We start from the raw sequence: 18756 nt of genomic DNA on the forward strand, positions 1-18756 counted from the left end.
CCACGTCGAGGTGATGGCGGGACGTAGACCGCGGTATCCGTCCGATGACCGACGAGGAGTGGGCGCTGATCGAGCCGTTGCTGTCGCCGGTGAAGACTGGTGGGCGGCCGGAGAAGCATCCGCGTCGTGACGTGGTGGACGCGATCCCAGCGCGGCCGCACCGTCCGGGTCCCGCACGCTGAGCCCTACGTCGACCTGGAGCCAGGCCGTGTGAGCGCATCGATCAGCAGGTCGTCAGATCAAGCGTCAGGGACGCCACCGACAGGTAGAATGGTGCCGGCACCGGCGGGCGACGCAGCCGGGCGACCCGCCCGAGCATCAGGCGGGGCCACCGCGGGGCGGCCCGGACGCCCGTCAGCAGCACCGTGGCGCGAGCGGGGTCGGCAGGATCGAACGCGAGCCCCGGGCCGTAGGTTCCGCGGGCCATCCACACCGGAGTACCCGGCGCGTCGGTGTCGAGGAGCCGCCGGGGCTGCGACCAGTCCGCCCGATCGGCGCTGGGACGCGCCGCCGTGCTCCACCAGAGGCCCTGCGGCGGGAAGCCGCCCGTGCCATGCAGGTCAGACCCGCGGGCCAGCAGCATCACCCACCCGTCGCCGCATCGCGCGATCGCGATGTCGAAGAACCCCTCGGCCGGGCCGGCGAAGACCCGTGGCGGCGTCCAGCCGGTCAGGCCGTCCTCGCTCTCGACGTACCGCAGCTCGTAGTCGGGGTGCTCGCCGGGGCCGATCTCATGTGGGTTCGCCTGATACCACATCCGGTAGCGGCCCCCGGCGTGGACGACGCGCGGTTCGAGCGCGCTCCACCGCGGGGCGCTGCCCTCCAGCACCGGCGCCCCGCGCCGCCGCCACCGGCCGTCGACGTACTCGAGCACGCCGATCGCGTAGCTGCTCCCGGGTCCGTAGTGCTTCGCGTTCGCCCGGCCCGAGTAGTAGATCCGGGCGCCGTTGCCCGCGGTCGGCGGGACGTAGCTCGGGGTGTGCATGCCGGCGGCGTCCCAACCGCCCTTCGGTGGGTCAGCCGCCAGCGGTAGGGCCCGGCCCTGACGGTCGCGGTCGATCCGCCAAAGACCGCGGGGACCGGTCGCCTCGTCGACCAGGTGCGCACGGAACAGGCGGTTGCGGAAGGTGATGGTGAAGCCGCCGACGAACAGGGTCCAGCGGCCGTCGACGAGGTGGACGTTCGGGTCACCGACACCGAGAAGCCCTCGCGGCATCGGACCGTCGAGCATGTCCCACAGCACAGTCGGCGCGGGGCTGCCCTGGGAGCGCCACAGATCGGGCTGGTCGACGTTCACGGGTGCGGCCTCCTGGCTGGAGACGCGCGACAGCGCGCTGACTCCCCTGCGGATCAGGTAGGTCGGTTCCCGGAAACTACCGCGGTGTCCGGCGCGACGGCAACCGGCTCACGCGATGCCGAGGTTCCAGTGCAGCTACGGCACACAGATCCGCATCGGTGCGGGCGTTCGTCAACAGTGACGCGGTGTCATGGACGATGTCATGATCACCATCGGTGACCGCGCTCGGATCGGCCCCCGGGACCAGCTGCTGAGCGCGCTGCACCCGATGACGGCCGTGACCGCCGCCGAGCCGGCTCAGAGCGTGTTTGAGGTGGGTCAAGCTGGTGCCGGGAAAGTCCGGCGCTGCTGACGCGTGGCTGGCCCTCCGCGGGCGAGTCGTCGTGTGATGGTGTTAATCGCGGCCCAGCGGATCATCACTTCGGACACCGCGGGATCGCGTTCGTAGTCTCGAGCCAGGCGGCGGTGCGCGGTCAACCAGGCAAGGGTTCGCTCGACCGCCCATCGGCGCGGGATGACCGCGAAGCCCTGCCGGCCGGCGGGCTTGCGCACGATGTGGATCGTGGTGCGCAGGATCCGGGTCGCCCACTCAAGCAGCCGGCCGCCGAAGGCGCCGTCGGCGAACACGAACCGCACCGGCGAGGCCAGGTAGGCCTGCAGCAGCACCGGCTTGGCCCCATCGCGGTCCTGCATGCTCGCGGTGCAGACCACGACGGTGAGCAGCAGACCGAGGGTGTCGGTGACGATGAACCGCTTGCGGCCGTTGATCCTCTTTCCGGCGTCGTAGCCGCGGGTGTCGGCGCCGACGGTGTCAGCTCCCTTCACGGTCTGTGAGTCGACCAGGCCCGCGCTGGGCTCGGGGTTACGGCCCTCGACCCGGAGCTGTTCGCGGACGGCGGTCAGGATCTTCTCGGTGACCTTCGCCTTCTCCCAGCGGGTGAAGTACCAGTACACCGTCTCCCAGGGCGGGAAGTCCGCTGGTAGTTGCCGCCACGAGCAGCCGGTGCGGACCACGTAGAGGACTGCGTCCACGATGAGTCGACGTGGGTGTTTCTCCGGGCGGCCACCGGCCTTTGGTGCCGGCAGCAACGGCTCGGCCAGTTCCCACTGCTGATCGGTCAGGTCCGAGGGGTAGCCCCGACGGCGTGGCGCGGTGCCTTGCGTCGTGCCATCGGTCCACCGTGGACGGCACCGAGCCCATGATCACGCAGACACGCCGACGCTTCTCGAACACGCACTCAGAACCCGGCGGTGGCCGGGGAGACGGCCCCGCAGGACGAGCGGCTGCGCGCCGTCGCGGCCTGAGCTGGGAGATCGCTGCCAGTTCGGCCGTCGCACGCCACTGTCGTGGTCGTCGGCGCCGGTCGGAGCCACGGCGTTCCCAGCGGGCTCCCAGGAACTCCCGGGTTCCTGCCAGCCACCCGGTCCACCCTGGCCGGTGATCGGGTACGACACGGAGGAGCAGGGGATGATCGAGGCGCGCGGCCTCACCAAGCGGTACGGGTCGACCCTCGCGGTCGACGGGCTCGACTTCACCGTCCGACCGGGAACGGTCACCGGTTTCCTCGGGCCGAACGGGGCCGGCAAGTCGACCACGATGCGGATGGTCCTGGGCCTGGACCGGCCCAGCAGCGGAACGGTCACCGTGGACGGGGTCCGCTACGCCGACCTGCCCGCCCCGATGCACGCGGTCGGGGCGCTGCTGGATGCCCGTGCGGTGCACCCGGGGCGGACCGCCCGCCGCCACCTCACGTGGCTGGCCCGCAGCAACCGGATCCCCGACCGCCGGGTCGACGAGGTGCTGGAGCTGGTGGGACTGGCCGCGGTGGCCCACCGGCGCGCGGGGGTGTTCTCGCTGGGCATGAGCCAGCGCCTGGGCATCGCCGCGGCCCTGCTGGGGGATCCGGGCGTGCTGCTGTTCGACGAGCCGGTCAACGGACTCGACCCGGAGGGCATCCACTGGATCCGGTCGCTGGTGCGCGGCATGGCCGCCGAGGGCCGCACCGTCCTGGTGTCCAGCCACCTGCTCCCGGAGATGGCGCTGACGGCCGACCACCTGCTGGTGCTCGGTCGCGGCCGGCTGATCGCGGACACCGGCGTGGGCGATCTGGTCGCGGCCGGTACCGACGCGGTGCTGGTCCGGTGCGGGGACGCCGGGTTCGCCACCCGGATGCGGGCGGTCGGCGCCGGGGTGCGCCAGGAGGCGGACGGCTCCTGGCTGATCACCGGTATGACCGCTGCCGAGGTCGGGGGGCTGGCTGCGCTGCACGGCGTGGCGCTCGCCGAGCTGACCCCGCGGCGGGCCACGTTGGAGGAGGCCTTCCTCGAGCTGACGCGCGACAGCGTGGAGTACCCGGTCGGTGGTTCCGTCCCGGAACGCGTCGACGGCGCCGTCGGGGCGGGTGTGGCGCGGTGAGCGCCGCAGTGGCGGCGACCTTCGGTGACTCGGTGCGGGCGGAGTGGGCGAAGCTGGTCGGCGTCCGGTCGACGGCGTGGAGCCTGCTGGCCGCGGTGGTGCTGGGCGTCGGATTCGCGGTGCCCTTCGGGCTCGCCGGGGCGCAGGACTTCCTGGGAGGCACGCCCGAGGAGCGCGCGGCGTTCGACCCGACCGCCGTGGGCCTGCGGGCCCACCTGTTCGTGCAGCTCGCCGTGGCCGTGCTCGGCGTGCTCGTGGTGACCTCGGAGTACGCCACCGGCACGATCCGGGTGAGCCTGGCCGCGGTGCCCCGGCGGCCCCGGCTGCTGGCGGCCAAGGCGGTCGTCGTGGGCGGGCTCGCGCTGCTGGCCGGCGGGCTGGTCCTGCTCGCCTCGTTCCTGGTGGTGCAGGCGGTCCTCGACGGCGCCGCGCCGCGAGCGGCGCTCGACCAGCCCGACGTGCTGCGCGCCGTGCTGGGCGGCGGGCTGTACCTGGCGCTGGTGGCCCTCGGCGCGGTGGCGGTCGGGGTGCTGGTGCGGGCGACGGCCGGAGCGGTGACGGTGATGCTGTGCGCGACGCTGCTCGTGCCCGCGTTCACCCCGATCCTGCCGCGGTCGCTGGCCGTCCTCGTGGGCACCTTCTGGCCGACGCTGGCCGGCAACAAGATCATGACGGTGGTGGTCGACCCGCGCGTCCTCGACCCGTGGACCGGGCTGGCGGTGATGGCCGCCTGGGTGGTCGCGCTGATGGCGGCCGCGCTCGTCGTCCTGCAGCGCCGGGACGCGTGAGCGCGGCCTAGGGTCGGATGCGGATCCCGAAGCCCGTCCGGACGACAGGTGAGCGCATGGAGGCCCCACGGTGAAGGCACCCGCGCAGCAGACGGAGGCAGGGCTGCTGGTCGTCGACGACGAGCCCAACCTGCGCGAGCTCCTCGCGGCCACGCTGCGCTTCTCCGGATTCCGGGTGGCCTCGGCGGGCACCGGGGCCGAGGCGCTGGCCGCGGCCGCCGCGGACCCGCCCGACCTCGTCCTGCTCGACGTCATGCTGCCGGACATGGACGGCTTCGAGGTCGTGCGCAGGCTGCGCGCGCAGGCGCCGGGGGCAGGCGGGCGCCCCGGCCACCTCCCGGTGCTCTTCCTCACCGCGCGCGACGGCACGGAGGACAAGGTCCGAGGCCTCACCGCGGGCGGCGACGACTACGTCACCAAACCGTTCGAGCTGGCCGAGCTGGTCGCGCGCATCCGGGCGGTGCTGCGCCGCACCGCGGGAACCGGCGCGTCGCTGGTGGTCGCCGACCTGGAGCTCGACCCGGACGGCCACCAGGTGCGCCGCGGCGGTCACCCGGTCGCGCTCTCGCCGACCGAGCTGCGGTTGCTGCACTACCTGATGGTCAACGCCGGCCGCGTGGTCTCCAAGGCGCAGATCCTCGTCCACGTGTGGGACTACGACTTCGGCGGTGACCAGAGCATCGTCGAGTCCTACATCAGCTACCTGCGCCGCAAGGTCGACACCGGTGAGCCGAAGCTGATCCACACCGTCCGCGGCGCCGGCTACGTGCTGCGCGCCCCGCGCCCGTGAGGCGGGTGCGCGCGCCGTCGGTGCGCGCCCGGCTGCTGATGATCACGTCCGGGCTGCTGGTGGTCGGGCTCGCGGCCAGCATCGCCGGGGCCCTCGTCGACCTGCGACGGCCGCTGGTCGAGCGGATCGACGAGGAGCTGCGGATCAGCGCCACCGTGGCGGCTGCGGTGGAACCGCTGGCTCGGCAGTACGCCGACTCGCGCGCGACCCGTCCGCCTGACGCGCGCGTCGGGGAGCGGGAGGGGCGCTACGTGGCCCTGTTCGACCCCGAGGGCCGGCTGGAGGCGGTGCCGCAGCCACCCGCGGAGCGCACCGGTCCGCAGCTGCCGCCGATGGACGCCGCGGCGTCCGCCGGCCGGGGCGGTGAACCCTTCGAGGTGCCGGGGGAGGCCGGCTCGGCGTCGTGGCGGGTGCTCGGCGTCCCGCGGGCGGACGGCGCGGGCAGCGTCGTCGTGGGCGCATCGCTGGCGGAGGTCGACCGGGCGATCGACGGCATCGTCGGGCGGTTCCTGGGCGTCGCGGCCGGAGTGCTCGTGCTGCTGGTGACGGCAGGCTGGTTCGCCGTCGGGGCGGGGCTGCGCCCGCTGCGCCGCGTCGAGGAGACCGCGACCGCCATCGCCGGCGGCGACCTGGCCCGCCGGGTGCCCGAGCTGGCCGGGCCGGGCACCGAGGTGGGCCGGCTGGCGGGTGCGCTCAACGGCATGCTGGCCCAGATCGAGGCGGCGTTCGCGGCCCGCGCGGCGTCCGAGGCCCGGATGCGCCGGTTCGTCGCCGATGCCAGCCACGAGCTGCGCACGCCGCTCTTCACGATCAGGGGCTCGACCGAGCTCTACCGGATGGGTGGCCTGAGCGCGCCCGCCGATGTCGACCGCACGATGACGCGCATCGAGGACGAGTCCTCCCGGTTGGTCGCCCTGGTGGAGGACCTGCTGCTGCTCGCCCGCCTCGACGAGCGCGCCGCCGACGGGCCGCCGGTCGTCGATCCGGCGCCGATGGACCTGCGCACGCTGGCCGCCGACGCCCTGCACGACCTGCGTGCCCTCGACCCGACCCGGGAGGTGCGGCTCACCGGGCCCGGCGACGGACCGGTGGCCGCGGCGCCGCTGCTGGGTGACGAGGCCCGGCTGCGGCAGGTGGTCAGCAACCTTGTCGGCAACGTCGTCGCCCACACGCCGCCGGGCACCCCGGTGCGCGTCGGCGTGGGCACGGTCGGCGACGACGCGGTGCTGGAGGTCGCCGATCGCGGGCCGGGGCTCACCGCCGAGCAGGCCGCCGGCGCGTTCGAGCGCTTCTCCCGGGTCGACGGGTCGCGCAGCCGGGTCGGCGGCGGCGGGGCGGGGCTGGGGCTGGCGATCGTGGACTCGATCGTGGCCGCGCACGGCGGGTGCGTCGAGCTGGACACCGCGCCCGGGGCCGGGGCGACCGTGCGCGTGCTGCTGCCGGCCGCCCCGGACTGATCAGGGCGGTCCGGCCGCGGCCCACTCGTGGTGCGGTCCCTCGTGCACCGCGGCGTAGACCCGGTCGCGCAGCGCGTTGGCCACCGCGTCGGTGAGCGTCCGATCCACCGGCCGCAGCACCAGCCGCAGCAGCACGTTCAGCTGACCGGGGCGGGTGCCCAGGCGCGCCCGCGCGGCCGCGGGCAGGTCCGCGTGCGCCGTGGCGGCGAGCACGGTGAGGCTCTCCAGCGCGTCGACGTCCGCCCCGAGTGCCGTGCGGACCCGGTCGCCGAGCAGTTCGGGGTCGGCCGCCCGCTCGTCGAGCACGATCGACAGGTCGCGCCGGACCGCGGGCAGCGCCGACACCGGCCGCCACGGCGCGAGGTCGAGCAGCTGCCCGGCGATCCGCGGGTCGCCCGCACGCAGCAGCCGGATGTCCGGCACGCCCTTGCGCAGCATCAGCGCCCGGTCCAGCCCCATGCCCAGGGCCAGGCCGCTGTGCCGGTCGGGGTCGAGCCCCGCCCGGGCCAGCACGTGCGGGGCGGCCAGCCCGCACTCGGCCAGCTCGACCCAGCCGTCGGCGGTGTCGACGTCGATCTGCAGGCCGTCGGTGGTGTAGGGGTGCTCGGCGGGCTCGGTGCGCCACCGCGCGCCCGGCAGCACGGCGGCGACCAGCGCGTCGACCATGTCGACCAGGTCGGCCACCCGGACGGCCCGCCCCCGGGTGATCCGCCACAGGTCGACCTGGTGCGGCGTGCCGACGTGCAGCCGGTCGACGACGTCGCGGCGGTAGGTCAGCCCCGGCAGCACCAGCAGCACGTCGGCGGGGGAGTCCGGGCGGGCGGCCAGGGCGCGCAGGGCGGGCGGCACTCCGGCCGACGTGTGGCTGCGCAGCATGACGGTGTCGCTGACGTAGCGGGAGTAGCGCCCGGCGCGGGTGGCCGCGGTCGGGTCGTAGCCGAGCCGGTCGTAGTTGTCCTCGACGGCGACGAGCGGCGACGGGCGGCGCACCTCGACCGCGCAGCGCCAGCGCCCGGCCAGGGCGTCGACCGCGGCGGACAGCAGGGCCTGGACGGCGTGCGGGCCCTGCGCGGGATCGGTCAGGTCGCGCACGGACAGCGCGGCGGAGATGTCGGGTGGGGCGAGCGTTGCGGTCATGGCGGGTCCTCGCGGGTGGCGGCGACGGGTGGGGACACCCCCCGACCGCGGTGGCGGCGAGGACTCAGGCGTGCGTCAGCGGGCCCTCGCGGCCGCGCTGCGGCCGGGGGCGGGGAAATCGCTGCTCGCGCACGCGACCAGGGTAGTGCCGGGCACGTGCCCGGCACACGGGAAATCCCGTCAGCGGGCGTCGAGGTCCTGCACGTCGTCCTCGGGCGGCTCCTCGGCGCCGTCCCGGGCGTCGCGGTCGGCCCACTCCAGCAGCTCGTCGATCCGGAACACGGCGTCGTCGATGCCGGCGTGCAGGTCGCCAAGCTCGGCGAAGCGCGCGGGCATCGTGGCGATCGTGAAGTCGTCCGGGGCCGCGGCGTCGACCTCGTCCCAGCGGATCGGCGCGGACACCAGCGCCTCGGCGATCCCGCGCACCGAGTACGCGCAGCGGATGGTGTGGTCGCGGGTGTTCTGGTTGTAGTCCACGAACACCGACGCCGGGTCGCGGTCCTTGCGCCACCACGTCAGGTCGACGAGGTCGCAGCGGCGGGCCACCTCGCGGGCGAAGGCGTGCGCGGCCCGGCGCACGTCGGCGAAGCCGTGCTCGGGCGGGATCCGCACGTAGACGTGCATGCCCTTGCCGCCGGAGGTCTTGGGCCAGCCGGTGGCGCCGAGCTCGTCGAGCACCTCGTGGGCGACGTGCGCCACGCGCCGGACGTCGGCGTAGGTGGCCTCCGGCATGGGGTCGAGGTCGATGCGCCACTCGTCGGGCTTCTCGGTGTCGGCGCGCCGGGAGTTCCACGGGTGGAACTCGACGGTCGACATCTGCACCGCCCAGACGACATCGGCGGGGTGCTGGACGCACAGCTCGTCGGCGTGGCGGCCCCAGCGCGGGAAGTCCACCCGCACGGTCTCGATCCAGTCGGGCGCGCCGCGCGGCAACCGCTTCTGGTGGACCTTCTCCCCGGTGACGCCGGTCGGGAAGCGGTGCAGCATGCACGGGCGGTCGCGCAGGGCGCGCACGACGCCGTCGGCGACCGACAGGTAGTAGCGCGCCAGGTCGAGCTTGGTCTCGCCGCGGGCCGGGAAGTACACCCGGTCGGGGTTGCTCAGCCGGACGGTCCGGTCGCCGACCTCCAGCTCGACCGCGGGCCCGGCCACGACGGCCTCCGCGCCCCTCTCAGCGTCGCCAGGCGTGCCGGCGGCTCACGACGTGGTGCACGATCAGGCCCGCCAGCAGCAGCGCGATCCCGATCAGCCACAGGTCCTGGGTGCGGCTCTGGTACGGGCCGATGGCGAACAGCAGCAGGAAGATGATCGAGACGACGCCGCCGGCGACCTTGCCCTTGGGGAAGCTGCCGTGCCAGCCCCACTCGGCCGACGGCTCGTCCTGCGGGTCGACCGCGGAGCGCTTGGCCAGCTCCCGGGAGTTCCTCGCCACCGGTAGTCCTCCTGATCATGCGAGTGCCGGGGCTCATCGTCGCACAACATCCGGCGGAGGATGATGGTGAGGATGTCCAGTCGCTCCGTGGTCGTGCTCGGGTCAACCGGTTCGGTCGGCACCCAGGCCCTCGACCTCATCGCCGCCAACCCCGAACGCTTCACCGTGGCCGGGTTGGCCGCGGGTGGGGGCGATCTCGACCTGCTCGCCCGCCAGGCCCGGCAGCACCGCGCGCCCCGGGTCGCGGTGTCGCGTCCGGACGCGGCCGCCCGGCTGCGGGAGATGCTGCCCGGGGTCGCCGTGCTGGCCGGACCGGACGCGGCCACCGAGCTGGCCGGCACCTCCGGCGCGCACACCGTGCTCAACGCGATCACCGGCTCGGTCGGGCTGGGTCCGACGCTGGCCGCGCTCGGCTCCGGCGCCGTGCTCGCGCTGGCCAACAAGGAGTCGCTGATCGCGGGCGGCGCGCTGGTCACCGGGGCGGCCGCGCCCGGCCAGATCGTGCCGGTCGACTCCGAGCACTCCGCGCTGGCGCAGTGCCTGCGCGGCGGGCGCGCGAGCGAGGTCGACCGGCTCGTGCTGACCGCCTCCGGCGGGCCGTTCCGCGGCCGCAAGCGCGCCGACCTCACCGGCGTCACCGTCGACGAGGCGATGGCCCACCCCACCTGGAACATGGGCCCGGTCATCACGATCAACTCGGCGACGCTGATCAACAAGGGCCTCGAGGTGATCGAGGCCCACCTGCTGTTCGACATCCCCTACGACCGCATCGACGTCGTCGTGCACCCCCAATCGATGATCCACTCGATGGTCGCGTTCGTGGACGGCAGCACGCTGGCCCAGGCCAGCCCGCCGGACATGGTCCTGCCCATCTCGCTGGCCCTCGGCTGGCCCGACCGGGTGCCCGGAGCGGCCCGGCCGTGCCGCTGGGACGCGCCGCAGAGCTGGACGTTCGAACCGCTGGACGACGACGCGCTGCCCGGCGTGCGGTTGGCCCGCAGGGCCGGGGCGGCGGGCGGCTGCATGCCCGCGGTGCTCAACGCGGCCAACGAGGAGGTCGTGGCCGCGTTCGTGGCCGGCAGGCTGTCCTTCACGGCCATCACCGACGTGCTCGCCCAGGTGCTGGACGCGGCCGGAGCCTGGACCGCCGACCCCGCTACCGTCTCCGACGTGCTCGCCGCCGAGGAGTGGGCCCGGGCCTACGCCCGCACGGTCGCGCGCACCGCCGCCGCGGCGGGCATCCGCTCGAACTGACCTGGAGTGCCTTCGATGATGACCGTGCTGGGAATCGTGATCTTCTTCGTGGGGATCCTGCTCTCGGTCGCCTGGCACGAGCTGGGGCACTTCACCACGGCGAAGTGGTTCGGCATCAAGGTGCCCGAGTTCATGGTGGGCTTCGGGAAGACGATCTGGTCGCGCAAGCGCGGTGAGACCGAGTTCGGGCTCAAGGCGATCCCGCTCGGCGGCTACATCCGCATGATCGGGATGATCCCGCCCGCCCCCGGCTCGGACAGCGCACTGGGGCGCACCCGGCGCACCGGCCCGTTCCAGGGCCTGATGGACGACGCCCGCCGCCAGTCCGCCATGGACGTCGCCCCCGAGGACGCCGACCGGCAGTTCTACCTGCGCGCCCCCTGGAAGCGCGTGGTCGTGATGTTCGCCGGGCCGTTCATGAACCTGGTGCTGGCCGTCGTGCTGTTCGCGATCGTGCTCATGGGCTTCGGCGTGCGGACCTACACGACCACGGTGAGCGAGGTCAGCGCCTGCGTGCTGCCGGCCACGGTCGCCGCGGACGGCCCTCCGCCGCAGTGCCCGGCGGACGCGCCGCCGACCCCGGCCGCCGCGGCCGGCTTCCAGCCCGGCGACAAGATCGTGGCGTTCAACGGCACCCCCTACGAGCAGGACGACTGGCGCGGAATGCAGGAGGCCATCCGCTCCAGCTCGGGCACCGTCACCGTCACCGTCGAGCGCGACGGGCAGCGGCTCGACCTGACCCCCACGCTGATCACCACCCAGCTGCGCGACCTCGACGACCCCGAGAGGATCGTCGACGCCAGCTTCCTCGGGCTCTCGCCCCTCGACGAGATCCAGCGCAAGGACCTGCCGGCCGTGGCCGGGGAGATCGGCTCGATCATCAGTCGCACCGGTGAGGCCATCATCGCGCTGCCCTCCCGGGTCCCGGCGCTGTTCGGGTCGGTGTTCCTCGGTGAGGAGCGCGACCTCGACGGCCCCATCGGCGTGGTCGGGGTCTCGCGCATCGGCGGCGAGATCCTGGCCCAGGACATCCCGGTCGGCCAGGAGATCGCGTTCTTCCTGCAGCTGCTGGCCGCGGTGAACATCTCGCTGTTCCTGTTCAACCTGCTGCCGATCCCGCCGCTGGACGGCGGGCAGATCTTCCCGGCCCTCTGGGAGGCGGTGAAGAAGCGGATCGCGCGGCTGCGCGGGCGCCCCGACCCCGGTCCGGTCGACGTGGCCAAGCTGCTGCCGGTGGCCTACGTGGTGGCGCTGGTGTTCATCGCCTGGAGCGGGCTGCTGCTCGTCGCCGACGTCATCAACCCGGTGCGGCTGTTCCAGTAGCCGGGAGAACCCCTGGTGGGCGGGAATGCGTCACACCGGGTGGTGTCTCCGGCCACGGCCGGCGGCGGGCTCGATCACGGGCCTGGATACTGGAGCCGTGACCGTCTCACTGGGCATGCCCGTGCCGCCCGCCCCCACCCTCGCCGAGCGACGCAAGACCCGCCAGCTGATGGTCGGAGCGGTCGGTGTCGGATCGGAGCACCCGATCTCGGTGCAGTCCATGACCACCACGCTCACCGCCGACGTCAACGCGACCCTGCAGCAGATCGCCGAGCTCACCGCGGCGGGCTGCGACATCGTCCGCGTCGCCTGCCCGAGCCAGGACGACGCCGACGCCCTGCCGGCCATCGCGAGGAAGTCGCAGATCCCGGTCATCGCCGACATCCACTTCCAGCCCAAGTACGTCTTCGCCGCGATCGAGGCGGGCTGCGCCGCGGTGCGGGTCAACCCCGGCAACATCCGCAAGTTCGACGACCAGGTCAAGGAGATCGCCGCCGCGGCCCGCGACCACGGCACCCCGATCCGGATCGGGGTCAACGCGGGATCGCTGGACAAGCGGCTGCTGGCCAAGTACGGCAAGGCGACCCCGGAGGCGCTGGCCGAGTCGGCGATGTGGGAGGCGGGCCTGTTCGCCGAGCACGACTTCCACGACATCAAGATCTCGGTCAAGCACAACGACCCGGTCGTGATGGTGCGCGCCTACGAGCTGCTCGCCGAGCAGTGCGACTACCCGCTGCACCTGGGCGTCACCGAGGCCGGTCCGGCCTTCCAAGGGACCATCAAGTCGGCGGTGGCGTTCGGCGCCCTGCTGCGCCAGGGCATCGGCGACACGATCCGGGTCTCGCTGTCCGCCCCGCCGGTCGAGGAGATCAAGGTCGGCACCCAGATCCTGCAGTCGCTCAACCTGCGCCCGCGCAAGCTGGAGATCGTGTCCTGCCCGTCCTGCGGGCGCGCCCAGGTCGACGTCTACAAGCTCGCCGACGAGGTCACCGCGGGGCTCACCGGGATGGAGGTGCCGCTGCGGGTCGCCGTGATGGGCTGCGTGGTCAACGGCCCGGGCGAGGCCCGCGAGGCCGACCTCGGCGTCGCCTCCGGCAACGGCAAGGGCCAGATCTTCGTCAAGGGCGAGGTCATCAAGACCGTGCCCGAGCACCAGATCGTGGAGACCCTCATCGAGGAGGCCATGAAGATCGCCGAGTCGATGCCGGCCGCCGACGGCGAGCCCACCGTCGTGGTCGGATGACCGGCCCGGGCCCCGCGAAGATCGTCCCGATCGTGCGGATCCCCCGATCACGGCCGGATTCCGGTCGGATCCCGTCGTAGGAACATCGGTGGCCGTCTGGCATCGTGAGAGGGTGCTTCGTACTGCCGGAGCGCGGCTGCTGGACGACCGGGATCGCGCGGGTGTGCGCGCGCTGCTGGAGAACGATCCCGTGGCCGCCTGCATGGTCGCCGCCCGCGTCGAGGTGGCCGGGCTCGACCCGTGGCGACTCGGCGGTGAGCTGTGGGCGGTCGGGAGCAGGCTCGACGGCCTGTGCTTCTCGGGCGCCAACCTGGTGCCGCTGCGCGGTGAGCGCTCCGCGCTGCGCGCCTTCGCCGACCGCGCCCGCCGCCACGGCCGGGGCTGCTCGTCGCTGGTCGGCCGGGCGGAGCTGGTGCTGCCGCTCTGGGACGACCTGGCCGGGCACTGGACCCCCGCCCGCGAGATCCGCGCCGACCAGCCGCTGATGGCGCTGGCCGGGCTGCCGGCCATCGCCGCCGACCCGTACGTTCGCCCGGTGCGCCCCGACGAGCTCGAGCGCTACCTGCCGGCGGCGATCGCGATGTTCACCGAGGAGGTCGGGGTCGACCCCCGCCTCGGCGACGGCGGCGCCGGCTACCGCTCCCGGGTGGCCGAGCTGCTCGCGGCGGGCCGGGCGTTCGCCCGCTTCGAGGGCGACCAGGTGGTCTTCAAGGCCGAGATCGGTGCGCTGTCCTCGCAGGTGGGGCAGATCCAGGGGGTGTGGGTGCACCCCGAGCGGCGCGGGCACGGCCTGGGCACGGCGGGCACCGCCGCCGTCGTCGAGCGCCTGGCCGCGATGGGCCGGGTCTCCAGCCTCTACGTCAACGACTTCAACCACGTCGCCAAGGCGGCCTACCGGCGCATCGGCTTCACCCAGATCGCCAGCTTCGCCACCGTCCTGTTCTGACCCGCCCCCCGGGGGGGGGGGGGGGGGGTGGGGGGGGGGGGGGGGGGGGGCCCCGCCCCCCCCCCCCGAGCCTTGTGTGCGGCGGGCCGCCCCCACCCCCCCCCCCCCCCCCCCGTTCTCGACGGCGTCAGGCGGCGGGGCGGCGGTAGCGGCGTACGGCCAGCGGCAGGAAGACCGCGACGATCACCAGCGGCCAGGCGACGGCCAGCAGCATCGCGTTCTGCTCCGCCCAGGACGCCTGGGCGCCGACCGGCCCGGCGTTGCCGAAGAGCTCCCGCACCGCGGTCACCGTGGCCGAGAGCGGGTTCCAGTCGGCGAGCGGGCCGAGCCAGCCCGGCAGCTGCGACGGGTGCACGAAGGTGTTCGCGATCATCGTGAGCGGGAACAGCGGGGCCCAGGCCAGGCCCGCGGCCTCCTGGCTGACCACCAGCCCGAGGTAGATGCCGACCCAGATCATCGCGAACCGCAGCAGGAGCAGCAGCCCGACCGCGGCCAGCGCGCCGGCCACGCCGCCGTGCGCCTGCCACCCGACGAGCAGCCCCAGGCCCACCAGCACCACCAGGTCGAGCACGGAGTTGACGACGTCGGCGACGCTGCGCCCGACGACCGGTGCGCCCGGCGCCATCGGCATCGAGCGGAACCGGTCGGTCACACCCCTGGCCTTGTCCGCGGCGACCGCGGCGACCGTGGCCGCGGCCCCGTTCACCATCGCCTGGGCGAACATCCCCGGCATCAGGAACTCGCGGTAGTCACCGCCGCCCGGCACCGTGATCGCGCTGCCGAACACGAACCCGAACAGCAGCACGAACATGGCCGGGAACGCCACGCTGGCGATGATCACGCTCGGGTTGCGCACCCAGTGCAGGAGGTCGCGCCGCGCGACCACCCACGAGTCGGCGACCGTCCAGCGCAGCGCGCTGCCGCGGGCGGGGACGGCGAAGGTGGAGGTGGTCATGCCGGCACTCCGATCTCGTTCTGGGCGCTCTGCTTCGCGGCCGGGGCGGCCGGCTTCCCGGTGAGGTGCAGGAACACCTCGTCCAGGGTCGGGCGGCGCACGCCGATGTCCTCGACGGTCAGGCCGGCGTGGTCCAGTGCGCGCACGACCCCGGTCAGCGCGGCCACGCGGTCGCGCACCGGCGCGGAGAGCCGCCGCAGCGGCGCGTCCACCTCGACCGGCCCGCTGGCCGCGCGGGCCAGCACGTCGGCCGCGGCGGGCAGGTCGTCGGCGTCGCGCAGGAGCACGTCGATCCGGTCGCCGCCGATGCGCGACTTGAGCTCGGACGGCGTGCCCTCGGCGACCTTGCGGCCCTCGTCGAGCACGGCGATCCGGTCGGCAAGCTGGTCGGCCTCGTCGAGGTACTGGGTGGTCATCACGACCGTCGTGCCGCCGGCGACCAGGCCGCGCAGCGCCGCCCACACCTCGCCGCGGTTGCGCGGGTCGAGGCCGGTGGTGGGCTCGTCGAGGAAGAACACCCGCGGCGCCAGCACCAGGCTGCTGGCCACGTCGAGGCGCCTGCGCATGCCGCCGGAGTAGGTCTTGGCGCGGCGGTCCGCGGCGTCGGTCAGCCCGAACTGCTCGAGCAGCTCGTCGGCGCGGCGGGCGGCCGCGCGCTGGGGGAGGTGGAACAGCCTGCCCCACATGACCAGGTTCTCCCGGCCGGTGAGGATGTCGTCGACGGTGGTGTGCTGGCCGGTCAGCCCGATGGCCCGGCGCACCGCGGTCGGGTCGCGGGCCACGTCGTGCCCGCCGACCTCGGCCCGGCCCGCGTCGGGGCGCAGGAGGGTGGTGAGCACCCGCACGGCGGTCGTCTTGCCGGCGCCGTTGGGCCCGAGCAGCCCGAGCACCGACCCCTCGGGGACGGCCAGGTCGAGGCCGTCGAGGGCCTGCTTGGTCCCGAACCGCTTGCCGAGCCCCTCGGTCAGCACCGCGTCGCCCATGCCGACACCTCCAAATTGGGTACAGTGTACGTCGTCACGCGTACACTGTACCCAGTTTTAGGATCCGGTCAAATGACTTCCTCCGAACGCGCCGAGTCCCTCAAGCGCAGCCTGGCGCTGCTCTGGGGGAAGGCGGACGAGCCCACCCGCGGGCCCAAGCCGGCGCTCTCGCGCGAGCGCATCGTCGAGGCCGCCATCGCGCTCGCCGACGAGGAGGGCCTCGGCGCGCTGTCGATGCGCCGCATCGCCGGGGCGCTCAAGGTCGGCGCCATGTCGCTCTACCGGTACGTGCCCGGCAAGGACGAGCTGATCGACCTGATGGTCGACCACGTCTACGCCGAGGGCCCCGACCTCGACGAGAGCGGCACCTGGCGCGAGCGGCTCGAAGCCGCCTGCCGGGGGGAGTGGGCGCACTACCACCGCCACCCGTGGCTGCTGCACGTCCAGCAGGGACGCCCGCTGATGGGCCCCAACTCCCTGCGCGCCACCGAGGCCACGCTGCGCATCCTGGACGGCACCGGGCTCGACGGCCGCGAGATGATCGACGCGATCGTCACCACGAGCTCGTGGGTCGCGGGGCTGGCCCGCAGTTCGGTCGAGGCGTCGCGGGCCGCGTCGGAGACCGGCGTCAGCGACGACGAGTGGTGGGCCGCCCAGGAGCCCTACCTGGCCGACGCGCTGGCGGGGGTGCGCTACCCGATGCTCGGCCGGGTGGCCGACAGCGGCGGCTTCGACGGCCCGCACGACCGCGCGTTCGAGTTCGGCCTGCGCCGCGTGCTCGACGGGCTCGAGGTCCTCGTCACGGCCCGCCGGGCCGGTGCGGACCCCGCGACGGGCTGACCGGCGCGGACTCCGGCCCGCCCGGGTGGGCCCCTGACCGGCGCCACCGGCTGGGCATACTCGGCCCGTGCCGCTGACCCGCTCCCGCGCGCCGCGCCGAGCCGCCGCCCTGCTCGCCGTGCTCTGCGTGCTCGCCGGGGTCGGCGGCTGCGGCCTGTTCTCCGGGGAGGGGCCGGAGGAGGCCCTGACCGACTTCCTCGCCGCCTGGTCCGCAGGCGACGACGCCGGGGCCGCGGCGCTCACCGACAACCCCCAGGCCGCGACCGAGGTGCTGGCGGCGGCGCGCTCCTCGCTGCGGCCCGCCGGGATCGTCGCGACGGCCGGGCAGGTGCGCGAGGCCACCGAGCGCGCCACCGCATCGGTCGACGTGCGCTGGGACCTGGGCTCCGGGCGCACCTGGAGCTACCTCAACGAGTTGGAGCTCGTCGCGACCCCCGACGCCGAGCGCGGCTGGGCGGTGCGCTGGGCGCCCACCGTCGTGCACCCGCAGCTGGCCACCGGCCAGCGGCTGGCCGTGCGCACCGAGGAGCCCCAGCAGGCGCCGGTGGTCGACCGGGCCGGTGTGCCGCTGCTCGAGCCCACCGCGGTGGTGAGCGTCCTGCTCGACCGGCTCGCCGCGGGCGACCTCCCGTCGGTGACCGCGGCGCTGGCCGCGGCGCTGTCCCCGCTCGACAGCGGCATCACGGCCACCTCGATCACCGAGGGCGCCGCCCGCACCCCGGACGGGCAGTCCTACACGGTGGCCGTCCTGCGCGAGCGCGACTACCTGGGCGTGAAGAACGCCATCCACGACCTGCCGGGGCTGCGGTTCGCCACCGGCGAGCGGATGCTCGCCCCGGACGCGGGCTTCGCCCGCCAGGTGCTGCCCGCGGTGCGCACCGAGATGGCCGAGCAGCTCGACGGCACGCCCGGCTGGTCGGTGCTGGTCACCGACGCCGCGGGCACCGCCATCGACACGCTCGCCGAGGGCGAGCCCGAGCCCGGGGCCACCGTCGGCGTGTCGCTCGACCGCGCCGTGCAGACCGCCGCCGAGGACGCCGTCGAGCCGGTGGCGCAGCAGGCGATGATCGTGGCGGTGGCGCCGTCCACCGGTGAGGTGCTGGCCGTGGCCCAGAACGGCCCGGCCGACGTCGAGGGCGCGCTCGCCCTGACCGGCCGCTACCCGCCGGGCTCCACGTTCAAGATCATCACAGCGGACGCCGGGCTGGCCGGGGCCGGGCTCGCCCCGCAGACCCCCGTGGCCTGCCCGGGCAGCGCCGTGATCGGCGGCCGGCCACTGCCCAACAAGGGCGGTTTCGACCTGGGCACCGTGCCGCTGCGCACCGCCTTCGCGAAGTCCTGCAACACGACGTTCGGTCGGCTGGGCGCCGACCTGCCTGCCGACGCGCTGCCCGCCGCCGCGCTGCGCTTCGGCATCGGCGCCGACTTCGTCGTCCCGGGCGTGAAGACGATCACCGGCTCGGTCCCGCCCTCCGACGACCCGGTCCAGCGCGCCGAGGACGGCATCGGCCAGGGCGAGGTGCTGGCCAGCCCGCTGGGCATGGCGCTGGTCGCGGCCACGGTGGCGCACGGGTCGCCGGTGGTGCCCGAGCTCGTGCGCGGACGGCCCACCGAGGTCACCAAGCCCGCCGACCAGCCCGACCCGGCCCGCCTCGACCAGGTCCGCGACATGATGCGCGCGGTGGTCACCGAGGGCACCGCCACCCAGCTCGCCCCCCTCGGCGAGGTCTACGGCAAGACCGGCACGGCCGAGTTCACCGGCGCGGGCCAGGCGCACGGCTGGTTCGTCGGCTACCGGGGCGACCTGGCGTTCGCGGTGCTGGTCGTCGACGGGGGCAGCGCCACGGTCGCGGTGGACACCGCGGTCCGGTTCCTGTCCGCGCTGGGCTGACCGG

General features: G+C 74.4%; 17 protein-coding genes and 1 pseudogene. 11 read left to right on the top strand and 7 right to left on the bottom strand.

Translation table 11 applies throughout. From position 1 onward, the window contains the following. Positions 1–44: 44 nt before the first annotated feature. A pseudogene (locus KDL28_RS04975) lies at positions 45–146 on the top strand (transposase); the annotation flags it as partial. A 77-nt stretch (positions 147–223) separates the two neighbouring features. On the opposite strand, the gene KDL28_RS04980 reads toward KDL28_RS04975, so the two are convergent. Then, positions 224–1297 carry a hypothetical protein gene (locus KDL28_RS04980; protein WP_252436001.1) on the bottom strand — a complete coding sequence of 358 codons (1074 nt, stop codon included), beginning with the start codon at positions 1295–1297 and terminating at the stop codon, positions 224–226. Positions 1298–1615: 318 nt separating this feature from the next. Next, a complete protein-coding gene (locus tag KDL28_RS04985) occupies positions 1616–2419 on the bottom strand; it encodes an IS5 family transposase (protein ID WP_256500896.1) in 804 nt (267 codons plus the stop codon). Between the two features lie 346 nt (positions 2420–2765). On the opposite strand from KDL28_RS04985, the gene KDL28_RS04990 reads away from it, so the two are divergent. The 4 genes from KDL28_RS04990 (at position 2766) to KDL28_RS05005 (ending at position 6748) form a co-directional block, all read left to right on the top strand. Continuing rightward, positions 2766–3713 (top strand): ATP-binding cassette domain-containing protein, encoded by a 948-nt coding sequence (locus KDL28_RS04990; protein WP_252436003.1) that lies wholly within the window; start codon positions 2766–2768, stop codon positions 3711–3713. After that, entirely contained in the window at positions 3710–4501 is a 792-nt protein-coding gene (locus KDL28_RS04995) for an ABC transporter permease (RefSeq protein WP_252436004.1), read from the top strand. Before KDL28_RS04990 ends, KDL28_RS04995 begins: the two co-directional genes overlap by 4 nt. A gap of 70 nt (positions 4502–4571) precedes the next feature. Beyond that, a complete protein-coding gene (locus KDL28_RS05000; protein WP_252436005.1) occupies positions 4572–5291 on the top strand; it encodes a response regulator transcription factor in 720 nt (239 codons plus the stop codon). Between the two features lie 5 nt (positions 5292–5296). After that, positions 5297–6748, top strand: coding sequence for a sensor histidine kinase (locus KDL28_RS05005; protein WP_252436006.1), 1452 nt, complete (start codon positions 5297–5299; stop codon positions 6746–6748). Here the strand turns inward: KDL28_RS05005 and srmL are convergent, their stop codons facing one another. The 3 genes from srmL to KDL28_RS05020 form a co-directional block, all read right to left on the bottom strand. Next, on the bottom strand, positions 6749–7885 hold the full coding sequence (gene srmL, locus KDL28_RS05010; protein ID WP_252436007.1) for a PheS-related mystery ligase SrmL: 1137 nt from the start codon (positions 7883–7885) through the stop codon (positions 6749–6751). It abuts the gene before it with no gap. 180 nt (positions 7886–8065) lie between these two features. Continuing rightward, positions 8066–9037 (bottom strand): non-homologous end-joining DNA ligase, encoded by a 972-nt coding sequence (gene ligD / locus KDL28_RS05015; RefSeq protein WP_252436008.1) that lies wholly within the window; start codon positions 9035–9037, stop codon positions 8066–8068. Between the two features lie 19 nt (positions 9038–9056). After that, positions 9057–9317 carry a DUF2631 domain-containing protein gene (locus KDL28_RS05020; protein ID WP_252436009.1) on the bottom strand — a complete coding sequence of 87 codons (261 nt, stop codon included), beginning with the start codon at positions 9315–9317 and terminating at the stop codon, positions 9057–9059. 72 nt (positions 9318–9389) lie between these two features. On the opposite strand from KDL28_RS05020, the gene dxr reads away from it, so the two are divergent. The 4 genes from dxr (at position 9390) to KDL28_RS05040 (ending at position 14083) form a co-directional block, all read left to right on the top strand. Then, the gene (dxr, locus tag KDL28_RS05025; protein WP_252436010.1) at positions 9390–10571 is read left to right on the top strand and encodes a 1-deoxy-D-xylulose-5-phosphate reductoisomerase; all 1182 of its coding nucleotides are present in this window, start codon (positions 9390–9392) and stop codon (positions 10569–10571) included. A gap of 18 nt (positions 10572–10589) precedes the next feature. Further along, on the top strand, positions 10590–11894 hold the full coding sequence (locus tag KDL28_RS05030) for a M50 family metallopeptidase (protein ID WP_252436011.1): 1305 nt from the start codon (positions 10590–10592) through the stop codon (positions 11892–11894). Positions 11895–11991: 97 nt separating this feature from the next. Next, positions 11992–13137, top strand: a complete 1146-nt coding sequence (ispG, locus tag KDL28_RS05035) for a flavodoxin-dependent (E)-4-hydroxy-3-methylbut-2-enyl-diphosphate synthase (protein ID WP_252436012.1) — start codon at positions 11992–11994, stop codon at positions 13135–13137. Between the two features lie 112 nt (positions 13138–13249). After that, positions 13250–14083 carry a GNAT family N-acetyltransferase gene (locus tag KDL28_RS05040; protein ID WP_252436013.1) on the top strand — a complete coding sequence of 278 codons (834 nt, stop codon included), beginning with the start codon at positions 13250–13252 and terminating at the stop codon, positions 14081–14083. 127 nt (positions 14084–14210) lie between these two features. Here KDL28_RS05040 and KDL28_RS05045 read toward each other — a convergent pair whose 3' ends face one another. Together KDL28_RS05045 and KDL28_RS05050 are read right to left on the bottom strand one after the other, a co-directional pair. Beyond that, positions 14211–15038: an ABC transporter permease gene (locus tag KDL28_RS05045; protein WP_252436014.1), complete on the bottom strand. Its 828-nt coding sequence runs from the start codon at positions 15036–15038 to the stop codon at positions 14211–14213. Further along, on the bottom strand, positions 15035–16021 hold the full coding sequence (locus tag KDL28_RS05050) for an ATP-binding cassette domain-containing protein (RefSeq protein ID WP_252436015.1): 987 nt from the start codon (positions 16019–16021) through the stop codon (positions 15035–15037). Before KDL28_RS05050 ends, KDL28_RS05045 begins: the two co-directional genes overlap by 4 nt. Positions 16022–16093: 72 nt before the next feature. On the opposite strand from KDL28_RS05050, the gene KDL28_RS05055 reads away from it, so the two are divergent. Both KDL28_RS05055 and KDL28_RS05060 read left to right on the top strand, forming a co-directional pair. Continuing rightward, positions 16094–16861 (top strand): TetR/AcrR family transcriptional regulator, encoded by a 768-nt coding sequence (locus KDL28_RS05055; RefSeq protein WP_252436016.1) that lies wholly within the window; start codon positions 16094–16096, stop codon positions 16859–16861. A 67-nt stretch (positions 16862–16928) separates the two neighbouring features. Beyond that, the gene (locus KDL28_RS05060; protein ID WP_252436017.1) at positions 16929–18752 is read left to right on the top strand and encodes a penicillin-binding transpeptidase domain-containing protein; all 1824 of its coding nucleotides are present in this window, start codon (positions 16929–16931) and stop codon (positions 18750–18752) included. Positions 18753–18756 lie beyond the last annotated feature (4 nt).

Source organism: Pseudonocardia humida (assembly GCF_023898865.1).
GTDB lineage: Bacteria > Actinomycetota > Actinomycetes > Mycobacteriales > Pseudonocardiaceae > Pseudonocardia > Pseudonocardia humida.